At 71.8% G+C, this 22,505-nt stretch carries 22 protein-coding genes; 11 read left to right on the plus strand and 11 right to left on the minus strand.

Features of this window, described 5'->3' with window-relative positions:
- The 3 genes from AB0H64_RS39235 to AB0H64_RS39245 all read left to right on the plus strand — a co-directional run.
- A partial coding sequence (locus tag AB0H64_RS39235) for a hypothetical protein (protein ID WP_357635342.1) occupies positions 1-198 on the plus strand: 198 nt, incomplete at its 5' end.
- A complete protein-coding gene (locus AB0H64_RS39240; RefSeq protein WP_357635344.1) occupies positions 195-1,097 on the plus strand; it encodes an alpha/beta hydrolase in 903 nt (300 codons plus the stop codon). The genes AB0H64_RS39235 and AB0H64_RS39240, both read left to right, overlap by 4 nt.
- Positions 1,098-1,195: 98 nt before the next feature.
- Complete coding sequence (locus AB0H64_RS39245; protein ID WP_357635346.1) at positions 1,196-1,693, plus strand: GNAT family N-acetyltransferase; 498 nt, start codon at positions 1,196-1,198, stop codon at positions 1,691-1,693.
- A gap of 429 nt (positions 1,694-2,122) precedes the next feature.
- Here the strand turns inward: AB0H64_RS39245 and AB0H64_RS39250 are convergent, their stop codons facing one another.
- Positions 2,123-3,139, minus strand: a complete 1,017-nt coding sequence (locus AB0H64_RS39250) for a LacI family DNA-binding transcriptional regulator (RefSeq protein WP_357635348.1) — start codon at positions 3,137-3,139, stop codon at positions 2,123-2,125.
- Between the two features lie 422 nt (positions 3,140-3,561).
- Between AB0H64_RS39250 and AB0H64_RS39255 the strand changes: the two genes are divergently transcribed.
- From AB0H64_RS39255 to AB0H64_RS39270, 4 genes are read left to right on the plus strand one after another with little or no spacing between them, the layout of a single operon-like run.
- Complete coding sequence (locus tag AB0H64_RS39255) at positions 3,562-4,416, plus strand: sugar ABC transporter permease (protein ID WP_357635350.1); 855 nt, start codon at positions 3,562-3,564, stop codon at positions 4,414-4,416.
- Positions 4,416-5,240, plus strand: coding sequence for a carbohydrate ABC transporter permease (locus tag AB0H64_RS39260; protein WP_357635354.1), 825 nt, complete (start codon positions 4,416-4,418; stop codon positions 5,238-5,240). The genes AB0H64_RS39255 and AB0H64_RS39260 overlap by 1 nt, the downstream gene beginning before the upstream one ends.
- 35 nt (positions 5,241-5,275) lie before the next feature.
- Positions 5,276-6,547, plus strand: coding sequence for an extracellular solute-binding protein (locus AB0H64_RS39265; RefSeq protein ID WP_357635356.1), 1,272 nt, complete (start codon positions 5,276-5,278; stop codon positions 6,545-6,547).
- 44 nt (positions 6,548-6,591) lie between these two features.
- The gene (locus tag AB0H64_RS39270; protein ID WP_357635359.1) at positions 6,592-7,800 is read left to right on the plus strand and encodes a hypothetical protein; all 1,209 of its coding nucleotides are present in this window, start codon (positions 6,592-6,594) and stop codon (positions 7,798-7,800) included.
- A gap of 98 nt (positions 7,801-7,898) precedes the next feature.
- Here the strand turns inward: AB0H64_RS39270 and AB0H64_RS39275 are convergent, their stop codons facing one another.
- The 8 genes from AB0H64_RS39275 to AB0H64_RS39310 form a co-directional block, all read right to left on the minus strand.
- Positions 7,899-9,362, minus strand: coding sequence for an LCP family protein (locus AB0H64_RS39275; RefSeq protein WP_357635362.1), 1,464 nt, complete (start codon positions 9,360-9,362; stop codon positions 7,899-7,901).
- A 174-nt stretch (positions 9,363-9,536) separates the two neighbouring features.
- Positions 9,537-10,520 carry a pyridoxal-phosphate dependent enzyme gene (locus tag AB0H64_RS39280; RefSeq protein WP_357635364.1) on the minus strand — a complete coding sequence of 328 codons (984 nt, stop codon included), beginning with the start codon at positions 10,518-10,520 and terminating at the stop codon, positions 9,537-9,539.
- A 52-nt stretch (positions 10,521-10,572) separates the two neighbouring features.
- Positions 10,573-11,274 carry an MBL fold metallo-hydrolase gene (locus tag AB0H64_RS39285; RefSeq protein WP_357635367.1) on the minus strand — a complete coding sequence of 234 codons (702 nt, stop codon included), beginning with the start codon at positions 11,272-11,274 and terminating at the stop codon, positions 10,573-10,575.
- Positions 11,271-11,975: a DsbA family protein gene (locus tag AB0H64_RS39290; protein WP_357635369.1), complete on the minus strand. Its 705-nt coding sequence runs from the start codon at positions 11,973-11,975 to the stop codon at positions 11,271-11,273. Before AB0H64_RS39290 ends, AB0H64_RS39285 begins: the two co-directional genes overlap by 4 nt.
- Positions 11,972-12,457, minus strand: a complete 486-nt coding sequence (locus AB0H64_RS39295; RefSeq protein ID WP_357635372.1) for a TIGR03618 family F420-dependent PPOX class oxidoreductase — start codon at positions 12,455-12,457, stop codon at positions 11,972-11,974. The genes AB0H64_RS39290 and AB0H64_RS39295 overlap by 4 nt, the downstream gene beginning before the upstream one ends.
- On the minus strand, positions 12,457-13,104 hold the full coding sequence (locus tag AB0H64_RS39300) for an NAD(P)H-dependent oxidoreductase (protein ID WP_357635374.1): 648 nt from the start codon (positions 13,102-13,104) through the stop codon (positions 12,457-12,459). The genes AB0H64_RS39295 and AB0H64_RS39300 overlap by 1 nt, the downstream gene beginning before the upstream one ends.
- A 145-nt stretch (positions 13,105-13,249) precedes the next feature.
- Entirely contained in the window at positions 13,250-13,738 is a 489-nt protein-coding gene (locus AB0H64_RS39305) for a DUF5946 family protein (RefSeq protein ID WP_357635378.1), read from the minus strand.
- A 96-nt stretch (positions 13,739-13,834) separates the two neighbouring features.
- Complete coding sequence (locus AB0H64_RS39310) at positions 13,835-14,728, minus strand: AraC family transcriptional regulator (protein ID WP_357635382.1); 894 nt, start codon at positions 14,726-14,728, stop codon at positions 13,835-13,837.
- Between the two features lie 324 nt (positions 14,729-15,052).
- Here AB0H64_RS39310 and AB0H64_RS39315 point away from each other — a divergent pair, with 324 nt between their 5' ends.
- Both AB0H64_RS39315 and AB0H64_RS39320 read left to right on the plus strand, forming a co-directional pair.
- Positions 15,053-17,749: a family 78 glycoside hydrolase catalytic domain gene (locus AB0H64_RS39315; RefSeq protein ID WP_357635385.1), complete on the plus strand. Its 2,697-nt coding sequence runs from the start codon at positions 15,053-15,055 to the stop codon at positions 17,747-17,749.
- Between the two features lie 94 nt (positions 17,750-17,843).
- Positions 17,844-19,163 (plus strand): hypothetical protein, encoded by a 1,320-nt coding sequence (locus AB0H64_RS39320; protein WP_357635387.1) that lies wholly within the window; start codon positions 17,844-17,846, stop codon positions 19,161-19,163.
- Between the two features lie 97 nt (positions 19,164-19,260).
- Here AB0H64_RS39320 and AB0H64_RS39325 read toward each other — a convergent pair whose 3' ends face one another.
- Both AB0H64_RS39325 and AB0H64_RS39330 read right to left on the minus strand, forming a co-directional pair.
- The gene (locus AB0H64_RS39325; protein WP_357635390.1) at positions 19,261-19,878 is read right to left on the minus strand and encodes an ATP-dependent Clp protease proteolytic subunit; all 618 of its coding nucleotides are present in this window, start codon (positions 19,876-19,878) and stop codon (positions 19,261-19,263) included.
- A gap of 1 nt (position 19,879) precedes the next feature.
- Complete coding sequence (locus tag AB0H64_RS39330) at positions 19,880-20,443, minus strand: ATP-dependent Clp protease proteolytic subunit (protein ID WP_357635393.1); 564 nt, start codon at positions 20,441-20,443, stop codon at positions 19,880-19,882.
- Positions 20,444-20,579: 136 nt separating this feature from the next.
- Here AB0H64_RS39330 and AB0H64_RS39335 point away from each other — a divergent pair, with 136 nt between their 5' ends.
- The gene (locus AB0H64_RS39335; RefSeq protein ID WP_357635396.1) at positions 20,580-21,845 is read left to right on the plus strand and encodes a histidine kinase; all 1,266 of its coding nucleotides are present in this window, start codon (positions 20,580-20,582) and stop codon (positions 21,843-21,845) included.
- Positions 21,842-22,489: a response regulator transcription factor gene (locus AB0H64_RS39340; RefSeq protein WP_357635398.1), complete on the plus strand. Its 648-nt coding sequence runs from the start codon at positions 21,842-21,844 to the stop codon at positions 22,487-22,489. The genes AB0H64_RS39335 and AB0H64_RS39340 overlap by 4 nt, the downstream gene beginning before the upstream one ends.
- Positions 22,490-22,505 lie beyond the last annotated feature (16 nt).

Raw genomic sequence — 22,505 nt, forward strand, 5'->3', positions numbered from 1 at the left:
CTGCGACGGGTCAACGACCTCGCCGTCGACGAGGAGTACCTGTCCGCACTCGTCGACACCATCGTCATCCCAGCCCTGAAGGCATCGTCCGGGCGGGCCCCCCTGCCCGCCGGGATCTTCTCCGGCCACCCGGCCCCCGCCGCCCATGAGACGGCTGCCCATGAGACCGCCGCGCCTGACGCGAAGGAGAACGCATGACCACCCGACTGACGATCAACGGCTTCGACTACCAGGCCATCCCCGGCACCGACGGCGTCAACCTCAACGTCGCCGTCGGCGGGAGCGGGCCGGCCGTGGTCCTCCTGCATGGGTTCCCGCAGACCCACTACATGTGGCGCCACGTCGCGGCGAGGCTCGCCGACGACCACACGGTTATCGTCCCCGACCTGCGCGGATACGGCGCCAGCGACAAGCCGGACGGGAGTGACCCCGCCACGTACTCCAAGCGCACGATGGCTCAGGACATCGTGACGGTCGCGTCCGCCCTGGGCGTGGACCACTTCGGGCTCGTCGGGCACGACCGCGGTGCGCTGGTCGCCGTCCGCGCAGGCTTGGACCACCCCGCCGTCGTGGACTACCTGGGGATCCTCGACGTCCTGCCCACCCTCGACACGTGGGCCGTTCTGCAGGGAGTCGACGCCAAGGTCGCCTGGCACCTGTACCTGATGGCTCAGCCCGTCGGGCTTCCCGAGAAGATGATCCGCGCAGTCGCTCCGGAGTTCTTCGGCTCCTTCCTGGACGCATGGGACCCCAGCGGCACGACTTTCACCCATGAGGAGCGCGCCTACTACATCGACAGCTCGGTCGCCGCGATCGACTCCATCGTGGCCGACTACCGGGCCACCGCGAGCATCGATCTCGAGATGGATCGAGCCGACCGTGAGCGTGGCGCGCAGCTCGCGATGCCGGTTGGCGTCATCTCACAGGACTGGGGCTCCCAGCTTGGCTTCGACGCCGCATCGCTGTGGCGGGCCTGGGCGCCGGACCTGACCTACCAGCCGACCGCGTCCGGGCACTTCATGGCCGAAGAGAACCCCGACGAGATCGCCACCTTCATCACCACCCTTGCGAGGCGCCCGAGCGCACGGAAGCACTGATCGCCCTTCTCACGGTTGATCAAGTCCCGATCAGTACAGCTAGAGTGCTCCATCCGTGGGGCATCGGGCCCGGCGGGCCGACGAAGGCGAGTGACCGTATGACCGATCCTCCTGTGGCTCCGACGCGGTTCCGGCTCGACGTGCGCCTGCCGCAGGACGTGCCGGCTCACGACTTCCGGCATCCGGGAGAGGCCGACATACCGGCCTTGGGGCGGCTGATGTGGGACGCGTACCGGGGGACGCCCGACGAGGAGGACGCCGGGGGCAGCGTCGCCGCGGCGACCCAGGAGATCCGTCTGACTCTCGGCGGCGAGCACGGGATCTTCCTGCCCACGGCGTCCTTCGTCGCCGACGACGGGGCCCGGCCGGTGGCCGCCGCGCTGGTGACGGAGTGGGAGGCGGTGCCGCTGCTGGCGTACGTCTTCACCGCGCCGTCACACACCGGCGAGGGGCTGGGACGGCGGCTGGTCGAAGCGGTGATGCGCGCGCTCGGCGAACAGGGCTATCCGCTGTTGTCACTGGCGGTGACGGAGGCCAACGTCAGGGCCCGGCGCCTCTACGCGTCCATGGGTTTCACCCCTCACCCGAGGTCGTGAGGGCGGACGCCGCGCGGACGTTGTCGAAGTCGACGGCCGCGCGGCCCGTCACGAGCTGGAGGGCGAGCGTGAGGACGTTCTCCATGACGCGCGCGTCGTCCGGTCCCTGGCCGGCGCGGCGGTGACGGCCACGGCGGTGACGCGCCGCGCGCCACGGGCCCCTGGGCCGTCGCCATCTCGTGTCGATTTCATGATCGTGCCTCCGGGAAGGGCATTCTCGCTCGGTGGCCGGTTCTCGTGAATCGATTCACGGCGAGGTGTGCGGGCGAGCGCAGTGGCGAGATCTCGACCATGTCAACGCCCCTCACGCGCGCTCGGCGAGCGGGGGGAGGCACGCCCGCGGACGCCCCGAGGGCCTGGACGGCGGGGAGCGCGGGAAGCGGGCGGGCCGTGCGGGCGGATTGTGCGGGCGGATTGTGCGGGGGCGGGTTATGCGGGGGCGGAGCTCGCGGCGGGCAGGGAGGTCGAGCGGATCACGAGTTCCGGCTCGAAACGCCCCTGCATGTCCTGCTCGTCCTCGATCCCGAGCAGGATGCGGACAGCGCTCGCGCCGAGCGCCGCCGACGGGTGCCGGACGCTGGTGAGCGGCACGATCGCGAAATCGGCGAACTCTATGTCGTCGTACCCCACGAGCGACACGTCCTGCGGCACCCGGACCCCGGCCACGATCAGCCCGTGCAGGAGCCCGAGCGCGAGCAGGTCGTTGCCCGCGACGATCCCGTCGGGGAAGCCGGTCTCCGGGCGTTCGAGCAGCGTCCGCGAGACCTCCTCCCCGACCTGCGCGGTCTGCACCCGCACGCGGACGATCTCCAGCGAGGCCGGCTCGGCGGACGCGGCGATCGCCCGCCTCACCCCGGCCAGCCGCAGGTCGATGTGGGGATGGGCGCCCCCCGCGAACAGCAGCCTCCTCCTGCCCTGGGCGAGCAGGTGGGAGGCGGCGAGGTAGCCGCCCCGCTCGTTGTCGCCGGAGATCGCCGGGTAGCTGTGCGGGCCCGGCGCGACGCCGACGAGGACGAACGGCGTCCCCCGCCTCCTCAGCCCGAGCAGCTCGGCGGGCACGTCCGCGACCGGCGCGGCGACGATGCCGCTCACCTGCTGGGACTCGAAGAAGTTGATGTAGGCGCGCTCGCGTTCGAGGCTCTCGTCGCTGTTGGCGACGAGGACGAAGCGGCCGTGCGCGGCGGCCTCGGCCTCGGCGCCCGCCGCGATCTCCGCGTAGACGGGGTTGCCCGCGCTGGAGACCAGCAGCCCGAGCGCCAGGCTGTGGCCGACGCGCAGCCGCCGCGCCGCGTCGTTGCCGACGTAGCCGAGCTCGTCGGCGGCGGCGAGCACGCGGCGCCGCAGATCCGGTGAGACCCGGTCAGGCTGGGTGAAGGTGTAGGAGACCGTGGCCCGGGAGACGCCCGCGCGGGCCGCCACGTCGCCCACGGTGGGGGCGGAGCTCACGACCTTCGATCGCCGTGGCGCCGATGGGGAGGTCATCGGGCTCCTCACTGTCGTGCGGGGTCGGGGTCGCCGTCAGCCTAGCGCATCGGTGAATGGATTCACGAAGTTCGGCGGCCGGGCCGTTGACATGGTTCGAGGACGGCGCGTAATCTGCCCGAAACGCTCGTGAATCGATTCACGACTCGTTCACGCGAGCCGGTTCCTCCCAACCCCGGCCGCCCAGGCGTCGCGAGGCGCGCCCGCCATGATCCATCCCCCGTGGCTCATCGAGCCCGGGCACCCATCTGCGAGAGGAGTCACACGTGGCCGTGCCGCATGCGACGACGTCACCGCCCGGAGCACGGGAGCCCGGAGCACAGGAGCCCGGAGCACGCGAACCCGCCGCGCAGGCGCCTCCCGGAAGGGCCCGTCGCAGGGTGGGCGTGCGCGCCCCGTGGTGGTTCGTGGTCCCGGCCATCTCGGTCTACCTTTTCATCGTCGTCGTGCCCAGCGCCGACGGGGCCCTGTTCTCCTTCACCGACTGGAACGGGCTGCGCCCCGACTGGTCGTTCGTCGGCCTGGGCAACTACGCCGAGGTGTTCGCGGACCGGACCGCCCGCGACGCCCTGGTCAACACCCTCCTGCTCGCCGCAGCGGCGACCGTGGCGCAGAACGTCGCCGGGCTGCTGCTGGCGCTCGGCGTGAACAGCATGGTCAAGAGCCGCTACGTGCTGCGCGTCGTCTTCTTCGCGCCCGTGGTGCTCACGCCACTGGTCGCCGGCTACGTGTGGAGCTTTCTGCTCTCGCCCAACGGCGCGGTCAACGACGCGCTGGAGGCCGTCGGCCTGGGCTCACTGACGCATGACTGGCTGGGCGATCCGGACACGGCGCTGTACGCGGTCGTCGCCGAGATCGTCTGGCAGTTCACCGGGTACTCGATGGTCATCTACCTGGCGGGCTTGCAGGCGATCCCGGCGGAGGTGCTGGAGGCCGCCACGATCGACGGGGCGGGCGCGTGGAGCAAGTTCCGCCGCGTGGTGCTGCCCCTGCTCAACGGCGCCGTCGTCATCAACGTGATGCTGTGCCTGATCGGCGGGCTCAAGCAGTTCGACCAGGTGATGGCCATGACCGGCGGCGGCCCCGGCACCGCCACCGAGACGATCTCCACGGCGATCTACAAGAGCGCCTTCTCCCTGGGCGACTTCCCGTTCTCGATCGCGCTGGCCGTCGTCATGACCGTGGTCATCGCGGTGCTGACCGGCGTCCAGTTCCGCCTGACGCAGAGGAAGAGCTCCTGATGCACGCCCGCTACACCTGGCGGACCCTCACCCGCGAGGCGACGCTGATCCTGCTCGCGCTGCTGTTCCTCGTCCCGCTGGCCGGGCTGCTCAACGTCTCGCTGAAGCCGCAGGACAGCCAGACCAGCGCGCTGGCCTTCGCCTGGCCGCCCACCCTCGACAACTACGCGCGGGCGTGGAACGAGGCAAGCATGGGCGCGGCGCTGGGCAACAGCTTCGTCATCACGATCGTCAGCGTGGTGCTGATCATCGCCTTCGCGGCGGCGGCCGCCTACCCGCTGGCCCGGGTGACCCGTGGCTGGTCGCGCTACACCTTCTCCTTCGTCATCGGCGGCCTGCTCGTCCCCGGCCAGCTCGCCCTGCTCCCGCTGTACGCGACCATGCGCGACATGGGCCTGCTCGGCACACTGTGGGCGGTCATCCTGATCAGCGTCGGGCAGCAGATGCCGTTCTCGGTCTTCCTCTACACGATGTTCCTGCGCGAACTGCCGCTCGACTACGAGGAGGCGGCGCTGCTCGACGGCTGCGGCCCGGTGCGCTCGTTCGTCACCGTCGTCTTCCCGCTGCTGCGGCCGGTCACCGGCACCGTGGTGATCCTCAACGCCGTGGGCATCTGGAACGAGTTCTTCACGCCGCTGCTCTATCTGGGCGGCAGCGACAACACCACGGCCCCGGTGGCGATCTACGGCTTCGTCAGCCAGTACGTCTCCCAGTGGCCCCTCATCTTCGCCGGCCTGGTGATCAGTGTCATCCCGATCCTGGTCGTCTACTTCGCGCTGCAGAAGCACATCATCAAGGGCTTCGCCGGCGGCCTCAAAGGCTAGCGCGCCACCCCCCGTCACCGATTCCGGAGTCTGTCATGAAGTCGTTCACCACCATCACGGCCGCCTGCTGCCTCGCGCTCGCGGCCGCCGCCTGCTCCACCTCGGGCGGCGGCTCCACCACCGCCGCCTCGCCCGGCCGGGTGCTGACGCTCGCCGCCGCGGGCCAGGGCCCGGCCAAGGCCGCGATCGCGGCGTTCGAGAAGGCCAACCCCGGCGTCACCGTGAAGGCCACCTTCACCGAGGACGACGCCTCCTACCAGCAGCAGGTCCGCACCCAGCTCGCCTCGGGGACCGCGCCCGACGTCTTCCGCATGTGGCCCGGCGGCGGCAACACCATGGCCGTGCGCGACCTCGGCAAGGACGGCATGCTGATGGACCTGTCCGGCGAGGGCTGGGCGGGCGGCCTGAGCACCGACCTCAAGGCCGTCACCACCGACCCGGCCGGCAAGGTGGTCGCCGCCCCGGTGACGATCGGCGCCATCGGCGCGGTCTGGAACGACCAGGCGCTCCAGGCCACCGGGCTGGCCAAGCCGACCACGTGGCCGGAGGTCCTGACGTTCTGCAAGGACGCCAAGGCCAAGGGCGTCGTGCCGTTCGCGCTGGGCCTGAAGTCCGCGTGGGTGACCCAGCTCGTGCCGTACGCGCTGACCGCCTCGCTCGTCTACGGCCCGAACCCCTCCTTCACCCAGCAGCAGAAGGAGGGCAAGGCCACCTTCGCCGCCTCGGAGTGGAAGCAGGCGCTGGAGAAGTACCTCAGGATGCGCGACGAGGGCTGCTTCAACGACAGCCCCAACGGCGTCGGCTACGACGAGCAGATGCAGATGTTCGGCCAGGGCAAGGCCCTCGGCGTGGTCCACGTGCTCTCGGCCGTGCAGTCGGCGCTCGAGTACGCGCCCAAGGGCACGACGTTCTCGATGACGCCGTTCCCCGCCACCGACAGCGCCGACGGCACGTACGTGCCGGTGTCGGTCGGCATCGTGTACGGCGTCAACGCCAAGGCGAAGAACCCGGAGCTGGCCCGGAAGTTCGTGCGGTTCCTCGCCTCCCCGGAGGGCCAGGCCGTCTACGCGACCGCCTCCGGCAGCAGCCCCGCCCTGGCGGCCCCCGGCTTCAAGGCCGACGCGCTGCAGCAGCCGGTGCTGGACGCCGTCGCGGCGAAGAAGTCCACGCTCTACCCCGACCAGGCGTGGCCGGGCCCGAAGGTTCAGCAGGAGCACCTGACCTCGATCCAGGAGCTGTTCAACGGGACGGTGGACGTGCCGGGCGTGCTCGGCCGCATGGACAAGGCGTTCACGGCCGCCCAGTGACGTCAGGTTTGTCTCCATCCCCCGACGACGCGACGAAGGAAAGCATGACGCTCAAGGAGGCGTGCCTGTGGATCACGCCCAAGATCTTCGACGATCTGCGCGACCCCGCCCCCGGCGTGGCGGCGTTCTTCGACCACCACGCCGGCTGGCTCGGCGACCGGCCCGTCACGATCGTGTTCTGCGCCGGCAACGGCGACCACGTCCTGAACTACGCCGGACGCGGCTCGTGGGCCGACGGCTTCGACTGGGCCCGCTACAACTGCTTCGCGCCGGGTCCCGGCGGGCCCGCCGCGATGGCCAGGAAGCACAACCGTGACTGGCTGGCCCGGGTGCGCGACGGCGGTGAGCGCTCGGCCAACCCGTACTCGGCCGGGCCGATGTTCACCCTGTCCGAGCAGCCGATGGACTACGGGGCGCTGGCCGGGATCTACGCGGCCGTGCGGGCGGAGGCGGAGCGGAGGGGGTTGCGGGTCAGTCTGCTGGAGTACCTGGAGCCGGGGCCGGAGTTCTGCCACAGCGAGTGGAAGACGGTCCTGCATCCCGAGGTGGCGGCGAGCGCCGCCGACGCCGGCGGGCACCTGGTGCCCGGCGTGATCGACGTGACCGCCCCGCTGGCCGGCGACGCCCGCCGGTACGCCGCCTTCCCCGGCGGCATCCCGGCCGGGCTGCCCGCCGGGGACTTCGTCGCCGCCCAGACGGCCGCGTTCGCGGACGACTTCGGCCTGGACGGCGTCATGCTCGGCAACCAGTTCGGGCTGGTCGGGTTCTGGCACCCCGACAACGCGCCGCCGCTCACTCCGGAGCGGTCGGCGGGGATCGAGCGGTTCTTCCTGCGGCTGCGCGGGGCCATGGGCGGGCGGCTCGTCTACTGGATGGACACGTACTGGCGGGCCGAGGTGGAGCGGGCGGCGTGGGGCATGACCGACGCCGCGTACCAGAGCCTCGACGCGATCCTGGTGAGCACGTTCGCCGTGCTGGTCGAGCGCACCGAGATCGTCCCGAACCTGCTGAGCAAGGCCGCGCTGGGCGGGCCGCGCCCGCTGCTCGGCCTGGACTTCGTCGACCCGTGGTACTGGTACCGGACGTACCTGGACGACCGGCGGACCTACGTCTACCAGCGGGAGGTGCTGGCCGGGCACGCCGCGTCGGTGGCCGGGGTCTCGTTCTTCGCCAACGACACCTTCGGCCACTTCGTGCCCGAGCCGGAGCTGGAGTCCACCCTGGAGGTCGTGCGGAAGGCGGAGATCGGCTGACGCCCAGGAGGCCGGGCCCGCTCCCGCCGGGCCGTCCGTACCGGGCAGCGCGGCGGGAGCGGCGGGCGGTCAGGCGTGGACCGGGCCCGTTCGGTGAGCTAGGCGCCCGCCTTGGCGGGCACGCATGCCGAGTCCAGCGTCTCCAGTCGACTGGGTTGTCGGGTGGGTTGACGCGCTGACGGGGTGGCGGTGGGCGTGCCGGCGGGTGACGGGGTGGCCGCCTCGGCGCGGACCGGCTTGCCGGTGCCGCGGGAGCGGGCGATGGCGGCTCTCACCGCCTTGCGGATGCGCGGATAATCGGGATAGGCCGGGTTGAACGCGGGCGGAACGAGGTTGAGCTTGGACACGCGAGCCCCCTTGACCCGCTGAGCGAGCGGGACCAGATCCTGCAGGAGATCACGCGGGATGTCGGTGAGGAAGGTCTGCTTGGCCGCCTTTGCCAGAGCGTTGAACTTCAGCAGCACGTTGCTCGGGTTGAGCTGCGTGAGCATGGCGCTCATCACGCACTGCTGGCGGCGCATCCGGGTGCTGTTGTCGGCGCCGGCGCAGGTGCTGCCCGGATGGTCGCGGGCCCTGCCGTACCAGAGAGCCTCGTTGCCGTCGAGGGTGCGGGTGCCGGCCTTGACCACGCCGCCGTCGGAGCGGCCCACGCCGTAGCAGACGTCCTGCTCGACGTGGATGGTGACGCCGCCGAGGGCGTCGATCAGGCGCGCCACGCCCCACATGTTGACAAGCATGTAGTAGTCGACCTTGATGCCCAGGATCTGACCGAGCGTGCTCTTGAGGGTCTCCGGGGCGCGGTTGGGAGAGTGGCCGGCGAGCTCGGGGTGCTGGTCGGCGTACGCCCAGACGCCGTTGAGCAGGTCGGCCGAGCCGCGGCCCTGACCCGGCGGCAGCCAGAAGTTCTTCGGCGGCGGGAACCGCCTGGCCAGCGCGGAGCCGGGTGCGAACGGCACGTTCTCCATCTCGCGCGGAAGGGCCAGGACGACCGACTGACCCGTGTGAACGTCGATGCTGACCACGTTGATGCTGTCGGTGCGGATGCCCACGCCCTTGCGCGAGCTCGCGCCGTCCCCACCGAGCAGCGCGATGTTGAGCCGGTCGCGTCCGCGCCACGGATCCTTGTGATCGACCTTCTGGGACGGCTTGAAGACGCTGCCGAGCGCGTCGTCAGAGGTGCGGGCGGTCGTGGCGACCAGCCCGAAGGGCAGCGCGACACTCACCGCCAGCACGCCCGCGACTGAGGCCGTACCGATCTGCCCCCACTTGTCGAGCTTCGCGGGGCGGAGCACGATGTAGGAGCTGATCACGTTCGCGGCCCAGGCGAGGCCGCCCACCACGCACAGGCCGGTGATCACGGCCAGCCAGGTGGGATCGAGGAGCAGGCCGGCCAGCGCCTTGGCGTTGATCAGCGCGATGACGGCGCCGATCAGCAGAACGCCGAAGATACCCACCATGATCAGCCCGATGCGCTTGTGCCCGGCACGCAGATGCGCGACGCCCGGCACGACTGCCGACGCGAGCGTCCAGCCGATCACAGATGGAGCCGTCCACCTGCGCATCCAACCTCCCCTGGGAAACACCTGCCTCATAGAGGCAAGCGATTCAGCAGAATACCCGGTTCATCGTGTTATTCCTGACGTTTGGGGTAAGGGTGCGAATTCGCGGCAGGCAGACCGACGAGGGTGGATGATGAAGGCCCATGATCCTTGCCGCTCACCAGCAGGGATCACAGCTCACGGGACCCAACCGACCCAGCGGCGATAGGCGTCCACGTCGACGTTGCCGCCGCACACGACGGTGACCACGTGCCGGCCGGCGAAGCGGTCACGGTCCTCGAGGATCGCCGCGATGCCGAGCGCGGCCGACGGTTCGACGACCAGGCCGGCGTGGTCGAGGAGCATCCGCATACCGGCGACGATCGACGCCTCCTGGACCAGGACGGCGTCGTCGGCGACCAGGAGGAGGTCGTCCAGGACGGCCGGGATCGGACACCGGCCGGCGACGCCGTCGGCGATGGTGTCGGTCGAGTCGGTGGTGACGACGCGCCGGCGGCGCCACGAGTGTGTCATCGCCGGTGCGCCCAGCGGCTGGACGCAGATCACCTCTACGTCGGGCGCCAACGCCTTCACCACGTGACCCACCCCGGTGGCCAGCGCCCCGCCGCCGAGAGCGATCAGGACGGCGTCGAACGACGGCACGGTGCCCACCAGCTCCGGGTCCACCAGTTCCAGGCCGATGGTCGCCGCGCCCTCGCAGGTCTCGATGTCCAGGCTGTCTTCGACCAGCCGGATGCCCTCGTGCCGCGCGACGGCCGCCGCCCGCTCGCGAGCCATGTCGAAGTCGCCGTCCACCAGCTCCAACCTGGCGTCGAACGCTCGGATGCGATCAAGCTTGACCGCGGGCGCGAAGCGGGATGCGACGACGGTGACGTCGAGCCCCCGGCCGCGGCCGGACCAGGCGAGGGCCTGGCCGAGGTTGCCCGCGCTGGCGCACACCACCGCTCGCGAGCCATTGCCGGCGAGCAGGCTCGCGACCACCTCGGTGCCGCGGGCCTTGAAGCTGCGGACCGGGTTCGCCGTCTCGAGCTTGATGCTCACCGCGCACCCGAGGTCGGGCTCCAGCGCCTCGCAGCGGTACAGCGGGGTGTCGAGGAAAACCGGGTCGATCACCCGGCGAGCCGCCCGGATCCGAGCAGTGTCGAGGCGCGTCTCCTGCACGGCACAACAGCGTAGCCCCGCCGGCGCGACTGCAGCGCGATCTGTCCTGCGCTCACCAGCCGCGCATGATCCACTCGTCGAGGTGCGGCAGCTCGGCGGCCACGGTGGTGCTGCGGCCGTGTCCGGGATGGATGCGGGTCGCGCCCGGATACGCCAGGAGCCTGCGTACGGACCGGATGATGACCGTGAAGTCCGACAGCGGCGGGCCGGTGAGCCCGGGCCCGCCGGGGAACAGGGTGTCCCCGGTCAGCAGGCGCCCGTCCACCGCCACCGTCAGCCCGCCGGGTGTGTGTCCGGGGGTGTGCAGAGCACGGACCGCCAGGGGACCGACGTGCAGGACCTCGCCGTCCAGGATCGGTACGGACACGCCATCCCACAGCCGGACATCAGTGGAGAAGGCCAACCGTGCGGGGTCGCGGGCAAGGAGATCGGCCGTCGCGGTGCCCGCGTCCCAGTGACCGGCGCGGCGAGCGGTCGCGATCTCGTGCGGCCATACGGGCCGGTCGGCGGGGTGCGCGAGAACCGGAACGCCCAGCGCCTCCACCACCTCGGGCACGGCCAGAACGTGGTCGAAGTGCGCGTGGGTGAGGAGCACGGCGACCACGTCCAGGTCGGCGACGGCGTCCAGGACGGGGCCCGGCTCGTCCCCGGGATCCACGACGAGCGCGCGGCGGTCGCCGTGGGCGTGCAGGATCCAGCAGTTGGTCCCGAGCACGCCGACGACGACCCGCCGCAGCACGGCCCTGGCTGTCACGCCTGAACGACCCGTTCGAGCAGGTCGTCGTACACGTCGGGGTCATGGGAGTCGACGACGGGGAATCCGGCGGCCCACGGGCCCTCCCAGTGCACCTGGACACCGGGGTTGTTGACGGCGGTCCCGTCCGCGAAGCGGAACGTCGGGCTGCCGGGGACGGCGTCGGTCCGGGAGACGGCGAAGTCCCGCATGACGTCGGCCCGGTGCCGGCCGCCGTCCAGCGCGGCGGCCAGCTCGGTCACGTCGACGACGCCGGCCGGCAGCTCTCCCGCGGCCTGCAGGATGACCTGCCGGTGGCTGATCGACCGGGAGTGGGTCCAGAACGCCCGTCGCAACGCGAGGTCGAGCTCCTCCCCGGCCGCCAGGCTCTGCGCGCTCGCGGCGTGCACGGCTTCGGCGGCGAGCAGCACGGTGTGCGGGTAGAGGTCGTCGGCGGCGGTCCAGACCCGGAACTCCGCGTCCGGCTCGATCTGTCCCAGCCCGACGGCCTCGGTGTCGGTGCCGCGGCGAGGATGCGGGCCGTTGAACAGCTCCAGAGGGAACGTCCGGTGCTCGAGCCGGACGATTCCATCCAGACCGAGCCGCTCACGTGCCCGGCGCAGCCGCAGCAGACCGACGTAGGCGAACGGGCACAGCAGGTCCGACCAGACCTGGACGGTGCCCGCCGCCACCGGCGGCGGCGCGGAAGGGTCTGTTGTCATCCGTGCTCCTGATGCTCGGTTCCGACGGGATTGGTGGTGAATCGGGCCGGCCGCAGCAGTACGGCGGTACGGCGCTCCGCGGCCATCACCCGGTCGTACTCGGCCAGATCAGAATGGTTCCCGCCGGCCGCGTGGTAGATGTCGCGCAGCAGCCCCGGCAGCCTGTCGGGGCCGGCTTCCGGCAGCGGATCGTCAGGCCCGGCGAGCTGGGCGGGGCCGTGGGCGGCGACCCATTCCCAGCCGGACCGGAAGACGAGCGTGGCGTGCGGGTTCCGGCGCAGATTCGCCAGCTTCGCGGTCCCCCCGCGGGCGACGAGAGCGAGGACCGGGGCCCCGGTCGCCGGATGCGGCAGGATCCCGGCGTTGACGACGCTGACCGACGGCTGACCGTCCGGGCGCAGGGTCACGAGCACCGCGAGCCACCGCTCCGTCTCGCCGTACTCCCGGACGAGCCGCAGCCCCTCCTCCTCGGAAGGAGCCATCAGAAGACCTTCGCGACGTCCCGGGCCCGCGCGTCGGCCGCGCGCCGCGCTTCGTCCCGGTCGCCGGTGAGGGTGGGGTGGAATCGGATCTCCTGGATGTCGGTCAGGCCGGTCCAGCGCAGCCAGTCCGCGAAGAACGTCGACTGGAAGTCGCTGCCGAACTCCGGACCGAGCGGCGGCCCCCATACCGCGCTGGTGTAGACGACGGCGACCTGCTTGCCGCGTCCCGCCAGCTGGTGGCCGTACCCGGTCACGGGGTCGACGGTGAAGATCCAGCCGGGCTGGCTGACGACGTCGATGAACTGCTTGAGCACGTACGGCACCGACGCGTTCCACATCGGCACGCTGAAGAGCAGCCGGTCCGCGGAGTCGAACCGCTCGAACGTCCTGCGGGCGGCGGCCCACGCCTCGGCCTCGGCTCCCTGCGGCTCGTCGCCGGCGAACACCGCCATCTTGGCGCGGGCCCCTACGGCGAAGTCGGGCAGCGATCCGTCCCAGAGGTCCCAGTGCTCGACCTCGTCACCGGGGTGGGCCTCCTGGTACGCCTCGGTGAACACCCGCGCGATCCGCAACGACTCCGACGCCTCGCCGCGCGGCGAGGCGGAGATGTGCAGCAGCTTGCCCATCGTGTCGACCTCCTCAGGCATAACGGACTACGGTCCGTATTGTTGGTGAGCGCCACAATACGGACTCCGGTCCGGTTAGGTCAACAGACGAAGTGTCAGGAGTCGTCATCCTCGGCGAGGCGAAGCCGACGCCGAGGCCGAGCCGAGTCGTGGTCGAAGTGGTGCGTCAGCTCCGGACGGATCTCCAGGACTCCACGGTCGCTTCGGCGATGATCTCGATACGGCGTCCGTAGGCCGGATGCCCATCAGAAACGAAGCTGCCGTCCCTGAACGGCAGCCCGGAGAACGCAGCGCGGAAGCGCGCGGGAGATCCGCCCGGCGGGAGCGGCGCGTACGCCGCCAAGGGCGCCATGTCGTAGCCCGACTGTGCCCGGTGCCCGTTCCGCGCCACCTGATGGGCCGCCACGCGAAGCAGCGCGTCAAGGCCCTTGTCCACATAGAGCTGCAGCTGGCGGAACTGGCCGTCAAGGTACTTCTCATGGGCCCTGGAAGGATGCTGCAGGAGATAGGCGCAGACCACAGGCGCGTGCCACCTGTACATCTGCGGGTCAGCCTGCTCTTCGGCGAGGATCGCGTGGTAGTAGTCCACGCACAGGCCCAGCGGGCCGGCATGTGCACCACAGTCGCACTGATCCACGATGGGGTTGTCTGTCATGACCCGGAACATAGGCGGGCGGCAACGGCCCTGTCGACGGCATTTCGGCGCGGTCCCCTGCTGCGGACCTGGAGCCGTCGGTGTGCGGGGAGGCGGTCAGGGGAGGTGGGTGCGGAAGCGGGTGCGGTAGGTGGTGGCGCTCAGGCCGTAGTAGCCCTTGAAGCGCCGCGCGAAGTAGCTCTGGTCCGGCCACCCCACCGCCTGGGCGATCGAGGTGACCGGCTCGTCCGTCCGCAGCAGCAGGTCGGCCGCCGTCTCCACCCGCAGCCGCCCCAGGTACGCCATCGGCGGCAGCCCCGTGGCCGTCCTGAACAGGCGCACCAGGTACGCGGGGCTGAGTCCGACACTTCCGGCCAGCTCGCGCAGCGTCCACTCCCGGGCCAGCTCGGCCTCCACCATCCGCACCACCCGCATGACGGTCGGATGCGTCAGCGCCGAGTCCGGGGCGACCTCGTCCTGCCGGGCGCTGACCGTGCGGGACAGCAGGCCGAGGAAGAGGGACAGCCAGCCGATCACGTCGGCCCGGTGGTCCTGGATGCGCCGCTCGCGCAGAAGGTCGAGCTGCTCCAGATAGGCGACGCCGGTGCGCAGATCAGGAGCGTCCAAGTGGGCCGTCAGGAGGCCGCGGCGCTGGAGGGAGTGGGGGCCGGTCCAGAGCAGGTAGCCGAGCCGGGCGTCCTCGCGGGTCCAGGCCAGCTCGCCGCGGAGCAGGTCGGTGCCGATGCAGCAGTTGTAGAGGTCGAGGCCGGCGCACCGCTCGTACCCGTGCCACACCCCGGGCCGCAGCAGCACGACGTCCCCGGCCCGCAGCTCCTGGCGTCCGGACAGGGAGTGGTGGACGGCGGTTCCGGCGACGACGACGGCGATCTCGACGAAGCTGTGCGTGTGGACCGGCTCATCGCCCTCGTGCGTGTAGCGGCTCGCGTAGGCGGGCGAGCCGTCGTCGAAGTAGAGCAACCCGCGGGACATCTTGAGCGGCGATCCCGTCACGGCAGCCACCCTAGCCGCACAGATCAGGTCAACTTTGTCCAAGTCTGATGTCTTTAGTGCTATCTGCCGGACCGCACCGCCTCGGATGATGCTTCGTGTCCGCTCCTTAACAGCCCGGACACGAGCCGGTCATACCCGCGGCCTCGGTGCGACGGACTTCCTTCCGCAGCGTCCTCGTCCCGCCCCCGCGATCCGGCCGGGCCGCCCCCGCGGCCCGGCCGGGCCGGCCCGTCACCCGGCGCGCCGGTCCGGGGAACACCTGGCACCCAGGCCGCACGAAATCCCGACGAAGAACTCCCCCGAACAGGCAGAGGAAGGACGATCGTGCCCAGCCTGACCCCATACGGCCTGACCTGCGAACTCCTGGAGGAACCCCTCGGACTGGACGAGCCCCGTCCCCGCCTGTCGTGGAGGCTCGCCTCGGACCGGCGGGGCGACACCCCGGCGGCCTACCGGCTGAGGGTGGCCGCGCGGCCCGAGGACCTCGACGAGCCCGGCAGGCTGCTGTGGGACACCGACCTGGCCGAGCCGCCCGAGACCCCGTACATCCGCTACGACGGGCCGCCACTGCAGTCCGGCACCCGCTACCACTGGCGGGTCTCGGTGTGGGACGCGGCCGGCTCGCCGGCGGGCGAGGCGACGTCCTGGTTCGAGACGGGCCTGCTGCACGCCGGCGACTGGACGGCCGCCTGGATCGGCGAGGACCCCGCCGTCGTCCCGGTCGCCGACCCGCCGGCCGACGACGACCGCACGGAGCGGACCCGGCCGCTCAGCCCCTCACCGCACCTGCGCCGCGCGTTCCGGCTCGACGCGACCGCCGTGCGGGCCCGGGTGTACGTGAGCGCGCGCGGCCTGTACGAGCTGTCGCTGAACGGCCGCCGGGTCGGCGACCACCAGCTCGCCCCCGGCTGGACCGACTACCGCGAGCGCATCCCGTACCAGGTGCACGACGTGACGGACCTGCTGCGCGAGGGCGAGAACGTCCTCGGCGCGATCCTGGCGGACGGCTGGTGGAGCGGCTACGTCGGCTTCGACGCCCGCCACCAGGCGCTGCACTACGGCACGGCGCCGCAGCTGCTCGCCCAGCTCGTCGTGGACTTCGCCGACGGCTCGCGCCGCGTCGTCGCCACCGACGGCACCTGGCGGACCCGGCAGGGGCCGATCGTCTACGGCGACCTGCTCATGGGCGAGCGGTTCGACGCGCGCCTGGCGCTGACCGGCTGGGACGCGCCCGGTTACGACGACCACGGCTGGACGCCCGCCGCCGTCCTCGACCGCGACCTGTCGGCGCTGACCGCCACGACCGACCGGCCGGTACGCGCGGTGGCGGAGCTGCCCGCCGTGTCGGTCACGCCGCGCGGCGACGGCCGCCACATCGCCGACCTCGGGCAGAACATGGTGGGCCGGGTCCGCCTGACCCTGCGCGGCCTGCCCCGCGGCGCCGCGATCCGGCTGCGGCACGCCGAGATGCTCGACGACGGCGAGCTGTACCTGGACAATCTGCGCACCGCGGAGGCCACCGACCACTACGTGGCGGCCGGGGAGCCCGTCGAGGTGTTCGAGCCGCGCTTCACCTTCCACGGATTCCGGTACGTGGAGGTCAGCGGCCTGCCCGGCCCGCTCCGCGCCGAGGACCTGACCGGCGTGGTGCTGATGAGCGACACGCCCGCGGCGGGCGAGTTCCACTGCTCGGACCCGGTGGTGACGCAGCTCCAGGCGAACATCGTGTGGGGGCAGCGGGGCAACTTCGTCTCGGTGCCGACCGACTGCCCGCAGCGCGACGAGCGGCTCGGCTGGCTGGCCGACGCCCAGGTGTTCCTGCCGACGGCCGCCCGCAACGCCGACGTGGCCGCGTTCTTCGCCCGCTGGATGCGGGACGTGGTCAGCGGGCAGGACGCCGACGGCGCGTTCCCCGACGTGGCCCCGAAGGTGTGCGTCACCCAGGAGGGCGCCCCGGCCTGGGGCGACGCGGGCGTCATCATCCCGTGGCACCTGTACAAGGCGTACGGGGACGTACACGTGCTCGAACGCTCGTATCCCGCGATGACGGCCTGGGTGGAGCACATCCGTCGGCACAACCCCGACCTGATCTGGCGCTCCCGCGTGGGCAAGCACTACGGTGACTGGCTGCAGATCGGCGTGGAGACGCCCAGGGAGGTGCTGGCCACCGCCTACTTCGCCCGCTCCGCCCAGCTCACCGCGCAGGCCGCCGCCGTCCTCGGCCGCAAGGACGACGCCGCCGCGTACGGCGAGCTGCACCGCTCGATCCGGGAGGCGTTCGCCGAGGCGTTCGTCGAGCCGGACGGGCGAGTGGCCGGCGGCACGCAGACCGCCTACCTGCTGGCGCTGGCCTTCGACCTGCTGCCCGGCCACCTCGTGCCGGCCGCCGCCGATCACCTGGCCGCCGACGTGGAGGCCCGCGGCCGGCACCTGACGACCGGCTTCCTCGGCGTCTCGCTGCTGTGCCCGGTGCTGACCGAGCACGGCCACGCCGACCTGGCGTACGCGCTGCTGCACCAGGACGAGTTCCCGTCCTGGTGCTACTCGATCCGGCACGGCGCCACCACCATCTGGGAGCGCTGGGACGGCTGGACCGAGGAGGGCGGCTTCCAGTCGGCGAACATGAACTCCTTCAACCACTACGCGCTCGGCTCCGTGGGCGACTGGCTGTACGGGCGGGTCGCCGGCATCGACCAGGACCCCGGCTCGGTCGCCTACCGGCGGCTGCTGCTGCGGCCCACGGTCGGCGGGCGGCTGAGCTGGGCCCGGGCGCACCAGGAGACCCCGTACGGCCGCGTGGCCTGCGGCTGGCGCCGGGAGGACGGCGCCGTCCGCGTCGAGGCGTCGGTGCCGCCGGGCGCGACGGCCGTCCTGCACGTCCCCACCTCCGACGCCGCGGCCGTGCGCGAGGGCGGCCTGCCGGTCGAGGCGGCCGAGGGCGTGCGGGTGGCCGGCGAGTGGCGCGGCGTGCTGGCCGTCGAGCTGGCCTCCGGCGACTACACCTTCACAGCCCCCCTCTGAGCCTCCATCCCCCGCGAACGATCGAGGAGGTGACCCGCGCCGCTCCCGCTCCACCCACCCCCCACGGAGAGGACACCCCCCTTTGTCCACGTCGATGGCGAGAATCGCCGCCCTTCTCCTGCTCCTGATCACCCCGCTCGGCGCGGCCACCGCCGCGTACGCCGACCCGGTCGACGACTCCAAATACGGCACCCCGCTCGTCGCCGTCCCCGGCGCCGGCGTCATCTGGCATCCCACGACCGGCCTCGACACGCTCAAGGCGCAGCCCGGCCTGACGCCGGTGGAGTTCGCCGACGTCATGGGCAGCGTCAACCACCCCATGCGCGCCTGTGACACCACCGAGGCGGCGGGCCTGCCGATCCTGCCCGCCGCCACGGTGAGCTGGTGCTGGGACGCCGGGGACGCCGACACCGAGACCTGGATCCCGCAGAGCGTGACCACCTCCGGCGACGCCGACGACGACGGCGCCTGGGGACCGTACAAGGTCGTCCTCGGCGGCTGGAACCACTGCAACGCCACCGAATGCGGCAGCAGCCCCCGCAACAACGACGCCAGGGTCGCGTTCATCGACTACACGAACCCGTCCGCGCCGAAGTACCGCTGGGTCTACCTGGTCGCCCCCACCGACGGCACCACCAACGCGAACGTCACCAGCTACTCCAACAACACCTTCGGCCCCGCCAAGGCGCACATCGGCGGCATGGCGTGGTACGGCGACAAGCTCTACGTCAGCGCCACGGGCGCCAACTCGACGGGCATCCGGGTCTTCAGCATGAACGAGATCCTCCAGGTCAGCGACGGCAGCTCGACCATCGGCAAGACCGCCTCGGGATACGCGGCCTACGGCTACCAGTACGTGCTGCCGGAGGTCGGCTTCTACAGCTACGCCAGCGGCACCTGCACGATGAGCAGCGACTCGGGAGTGCCCTGCTTCGCGTCGCTCTCGCTGGACCGCAGCACCACCCCGGACAGCCTGACCGCCGTGGAGTACTTCAGCGACCCGGCCCTGCACGGCCGCCTCTACCGCTACAACCTGGGCGGCGCGAACTTCCTGCTCAGCGGCGACTCCCGCGGCTACACCCCGGCCGCCCAGGCGTACCGCACCCAGGTGGGCAACATGCAGGGCGCCCTGTCCTTGAACGGCACCTGGTACGTCTCGCACAGCTGGCCGGACGAGCGGGGCGAGCTGTGGGCCCTGAACACCTCCACCGGCAGGTCCCACACCTGCTCCAACCCGTACAGCTCGCCACGCGAGTGCTGGTCCCTGCATCCCGAGTCGCTGTCGTACAACTACGCCACCGGCATGGTCTGGTCGCTCACGGAGTGGACCAAGAACCAGTGCGCCACCGAGACGGCCACCCCGCTGAGCTGCGGCCGGGCCATCTTCGCCTTCCCCCGCACCGCCCTGCCCTAGCCCGCCCCGGGTCCACCCCGGACCCGCCCGGCCCGGACCCGGGTGGAGAGTGCCCCCCTGCTCTCCACCCGGGCCGCACCCGTCCCGGGGACCCGCGTCAGCGGGCGGGGGCGAGGGTGCGTTTGCGGGAGGCGAGGACGTCGTCCACCAGCCCGTACGTGCGCGCCTGCTCGGCCGTGAAGATGCGGTCGCGCTCCAGGTCGCGCCGGATCTCCAGCTCCGGGCGGCCGGTGTGCCGGGCGAGGATCGCCTCCTGCTGGTCGCGCATGCGCAGGATCTCGCGGGCGTGGATCTCCAGGTCGCTCGACTGCCCGCGCCCGCCCTCGGCGGACGGCTGGTGGAGCAGCACCCGGGCGTGCGGCAGCGCGGCCCGCTTGCCGGGCGTGCCCGCCGCCAGCAGCACCGCCGCCGCCGAGGCGGCCTCGCCGATGCACACCGTCTGGATCTCCGGCCGGACGAACTGCATCGTGTCGTAGATGGCCGCCATCGAGGTGAACGACCCGCCCGGCGAGTTGATGTAGAGGCTGATGTCGCGGTCGGGGTCGAGCGACTCCAGCGTCAGCAGCTGCGCCATGACGTCGTTGGCGCACGTGTCGTCGATCGGGGTGCCCAGGAAGATGATCCGGTCCTCGAACAGCTTGGCGTACGGGTTGGTCTCCTGCACGCCGTAGGAGGTGCGCTCGGTGAAGGAGGGCAGCACGTAGCGTCCGCTCATGTCAGTTCATTCCTTCGGCGATGTGGTCGACGAACCCGTACTCCAGGGCCTCCTGGGCGGTGAACCAGCGGTCGCGGTCGGAGTCGGCCTGGATGCGCTCCAGCGGCTGGCCCGTGTGGTGGGCGATCATCTCGGCCATGCGGCGCTTGGTGTAGAGCAGGTTCTCGGCCTGGATCTGGATGTCGGACGCCGAGCCGCCGATGCCGCCGAGCGGCTGGTGCATGACGACGCGGGCGTTGGGCAGTGCGTAGCGCTTGCCCTTGGCGCCGGCGCACAGCAGGAACTGGCCCATGGACGCGGCGAAGCCCATGGCCACCGTCGCCACGTCGCACGGAACGAACTGCATCATGTCGTACAAGGCCATGCCGGCGTGCACGGAACCGCCCGGCGAATTGATGTAAAGAGTGATGTCGCGCTTCGGGTCCTCGGCCGCCAGCAAAAGCATCTCGCCGCAAAGCCGATTGCAAATGTCGTCGTCGACCTCCTGGCCGAGAACCAGGATGCGTTCCTTCAGCAGGCGCTGGCTGAGCTGGTCAGGCCATTGCGCGCGCGGGGTCTCCGTCATGGATCGCCTTTCTCTCAGACTATTGCCAAACGCTAGACCCGGCTTCGCGCCATTCATCGCTCTTTTCGCTGGGGGCGCATTTCTCTCAGGGCGCATTACTCCGTCAGCGAATAATCGTCGACATATACTCTCGGATGTGAGAAAGAACCTCCCCCGGCACTGGGCCTGCCTGATCCTCGGCGGGGCGCTGCTGATGCCGTACATGATGGCGGGGGCCCTCGCGGCCGGGCTGGTGCGCGGCGAGGACACCGGCCTGATGATGCCGGTGCAGGTGGGCGTGTTCGTCGCGGTGCTGCCGGTGGTCGCGGTCACCGGGCTGTTCCTGCCGGTGCGGGGGCTGGAGGTGAGCGCCGCGCAGGGGCTGCTGGGCGCGCGGGTGGAGACGCCGCCGCGCGAGGCGCGCCGGTCGTGGCAGGAGCGCCGCCGCACGGCCGTGTGGTTCACGCTGCACCTGGCCGTCGGGGGCGTCGTCAGCGGCTGCACGCTGGCGATCGTGCCGTTCACGGTGTTCACGCTCGCGCTGCCGGTGGTCGGCCGGCCGACGCGGGGTCCGGGCGTCGAGGTGCTGGGCGTGGAGGTACGGTCCGGCTGGCAGGCGCTCACGTGGACGCTGGCCGGGATCGCGGCGCTCGTGGCGCTGGTGCTGATGGTGGCGGGGGCGGGCGCGCTGCTGGCCCGGCTGGCGCCCGTGCTGCTCGGCCCCACCCCCGGTGAGCGGCTGGCGGCGGCCGAGGAGCGGGCCCGCGTGCTGGCCGAGCGCAACCGGCTGGCCCGCGAGCTGCACGACTCGGTGGGTCACGCGTTGAGCGTGGTCATCCTGCAGGCCGCCGCCGCGGGACGGGTGCTCGACCGCGACCCGGGGACGGCGCGGACGGCGCTGGAGGCCATCGAGCGGTCGGCGCGCACCGCGCTGGAGGAACTGGACCACGCGCTCGGCGTCCTGCGCGCGGGCGACCCGCCGGGCGCCGCCCGCGCGCCCGCCCCCCGCGTCCGGCAGGAGTGGGCGACGCTGGAGGACCTGGACGCGCTCGTCGCCGCCTCGGGAGCCTCCGTCGAGCGCGAGGTGGGCGACGTGTCCGCCGTCCCCGCGCCGGTCTCCAGGGAGGCGTACCGGATCGTGCAGGAGGCCCTGACCAACGCCATCAGGCACGGACACGGCCCGGTACGGCTGGCGGTGACCGTACGCGACGGCGACCTGCGCCTGGAGGTGGCCAACCGGACCGCCGCGCCGTCCGGGGGGACCGGAGCCGCGGTGGGCGGAGGCCGGGGGCTGGCGGGCATGCGCGAGCGCGTACGGCTCCTGAGCGGCGAGCTGGAGGCGGGCCCGGCCGGCGCCCGCGACGGCGCCCCGGAGGGCTGGTGGCGGGTGACCGCGCGGCTGCCGCTACGGTCTGCTCCATGACGGTGAGAGTCGTGATCGCCGACGACGAGGACCTGGTGCGCGCCGGCCTGCGGATCATCCTCGGCTCCGAGCCGGGCCTGGAGGTGGTCGGCGAGGCCGCCGACGGCGCCGAGGTCCTGCCCGTGGTGCGCCGCGAGCGCCCCGACGTGGTGCTCATGGACGTGCGGATGCCGGCCGTCGACGGCATCCAGGCCACCCGCCGGCTGGTGTCGCTGGACGCCCCGCCGAAGGTGATCGTCGTCACGACGTTCGAGAACGACGACTACATCTACGACGCGCTGCGCGCCGGGGCCGACGGATTCCTGCTCAAGCGCACCCGGCCCGACGAGCTGGTGCGGGCGGTCAAGCTGGTCGCCGCCGGGGACTCGCTGCTGTTCCCGGCGGCGATCCGGGCACTGGCCGGCCGCCGGCCCGTGACGGCCGTGCCGGGCGTCGACCGGCTGACCGGCCGCGAGGGCGACGTGCTGCGGCTGATGGCCCGGGGGCTGTCCAACGGCGAGATCGCGGCCGAGCTGGTCGTCGGCCAGGAGACGGTCAAGACCCATGTCGGCAACGTGCTGGCCAAGCTCGGCGCGCGCGACCGCACCCAGGCCGTCATCGCCGCGTACGAGTCCGGCTTCGTGTCCCCCGCCGACCCTCGCTGACCCCCGCCGAGCCGGA

This window comes from Nonomuraea sp. NPDC050733, from assembly GCF_040654215.1.
Taxonomy (GTDB): Bacteria; Actinomycetota; Actinomycetes; order Streptosporangiales; family Streptosporangiaceae; genus Nonomuraea.

Excerpts from the sequence above, each read along its gene's own strand:
- AB0H64_RS39320 (WP_357635387.1), top strand. The coding sequence starts at position 17,844 with ATGGCGAGAATCGCCGCCCTTCTCCTGCTCCTGATCACCCCGCTCGGC.
- AB0H64_RS39270 (WP_357635359.1), top strand. The coding sequence starts at position 6,592 with ATGACGCTCAAGGAGGCGTGCCTGTGGATCACGCCCAAGATCTTCGAC.
- AB0H64_RS39340 (WP_357635398.1), top strand. The coding sequence starts at position 21,842 with ATGACGGTGAGAGTCGTGATCGCCGACGACGAGGACCTGGTGCGCGCC.
- AB0H64_RS39265 (WP_357635356.1), top strand. The coding sequence starts at position 5,276 with ATGAAGTCGTTCACCACCATCACGGCCGCCTGCTGCCTCGCGCTCGCG.
- AB0H64_RS39305 (WP_357635378.1), bottom strand. The coding sequence starts at position 13,738 with ATGACAGACAACCCCATCGTGGATCAGTGCGACTGTGGTGCACATGCC.
- AB0H64_RS39260 (WP_357635354.1), top strand. The coding sequence starts at position 4,416 with ATGCACGCCCGCTACACCTGGCGGACCCTCACCCGCGAGGCGACGCTG.
- AB0H64_RS39330 (WP_357635393.1), bottom strand. The coding sequence starts at position 20,443 with ATGACGGAGACCCCGCGCGCGCAATGGCCTGACCAGCTCAGCCAGCGC.
- AB0H64_RS39290 (WP_357635369.1), bottom strand. The coding sequence starts at position 11,975 with ATGACAACAGACCCTTCCGCGCCGCCGCCGGTGGCGGCGGGCACCGTC.
- AB0H64_RS39300 (WP_357635374.1), bottom strand. The coding sequence starts at position 13,104 with ATGCCTGAGGAGGTCGACACGATGGGCAAGCTGCTGCACATCTCCGCC.
- AB0H64_RS39275 (WP_357635362.1), bottom strand. The coding sequence starts at position 9,362 with ATGCGCAGGTGGACGGCTCCATCTGTGATCGGCTGGACGCTCGCGTCG.
- AB0H64_RS39240 (WP_357635344.1), top strand. The coding sequence starts at position 195 with ATGACCACCCGACTGACGATCAACGGCTTCGACTACCAGGCCATCCCC.
- AB0H64_RS39295 (WP_357635372.1), bottom strand. The coding sequence starts at position 12,457 with ATGGCTCCTTCCGAGGAGGAGGGGCTGCGGCTCGTCCGGGAGTACGGC.
- AB0H64_RS39245 (WP_357635346.1), top strand. The coding sequence starts at position 1,196 with ATGACCGATCCTCCTGTGGCTCCGACGCGGTTCCGGCTCGACGTGCGC.
- AB0H64_RS39325 (WP_357635390.1), bottom strand. The coding sequence starts at position 19,878 with ATGAGCGGACGCTACGTGCTGCCCTCCTTCACCGAGCGCACCTCCTAC.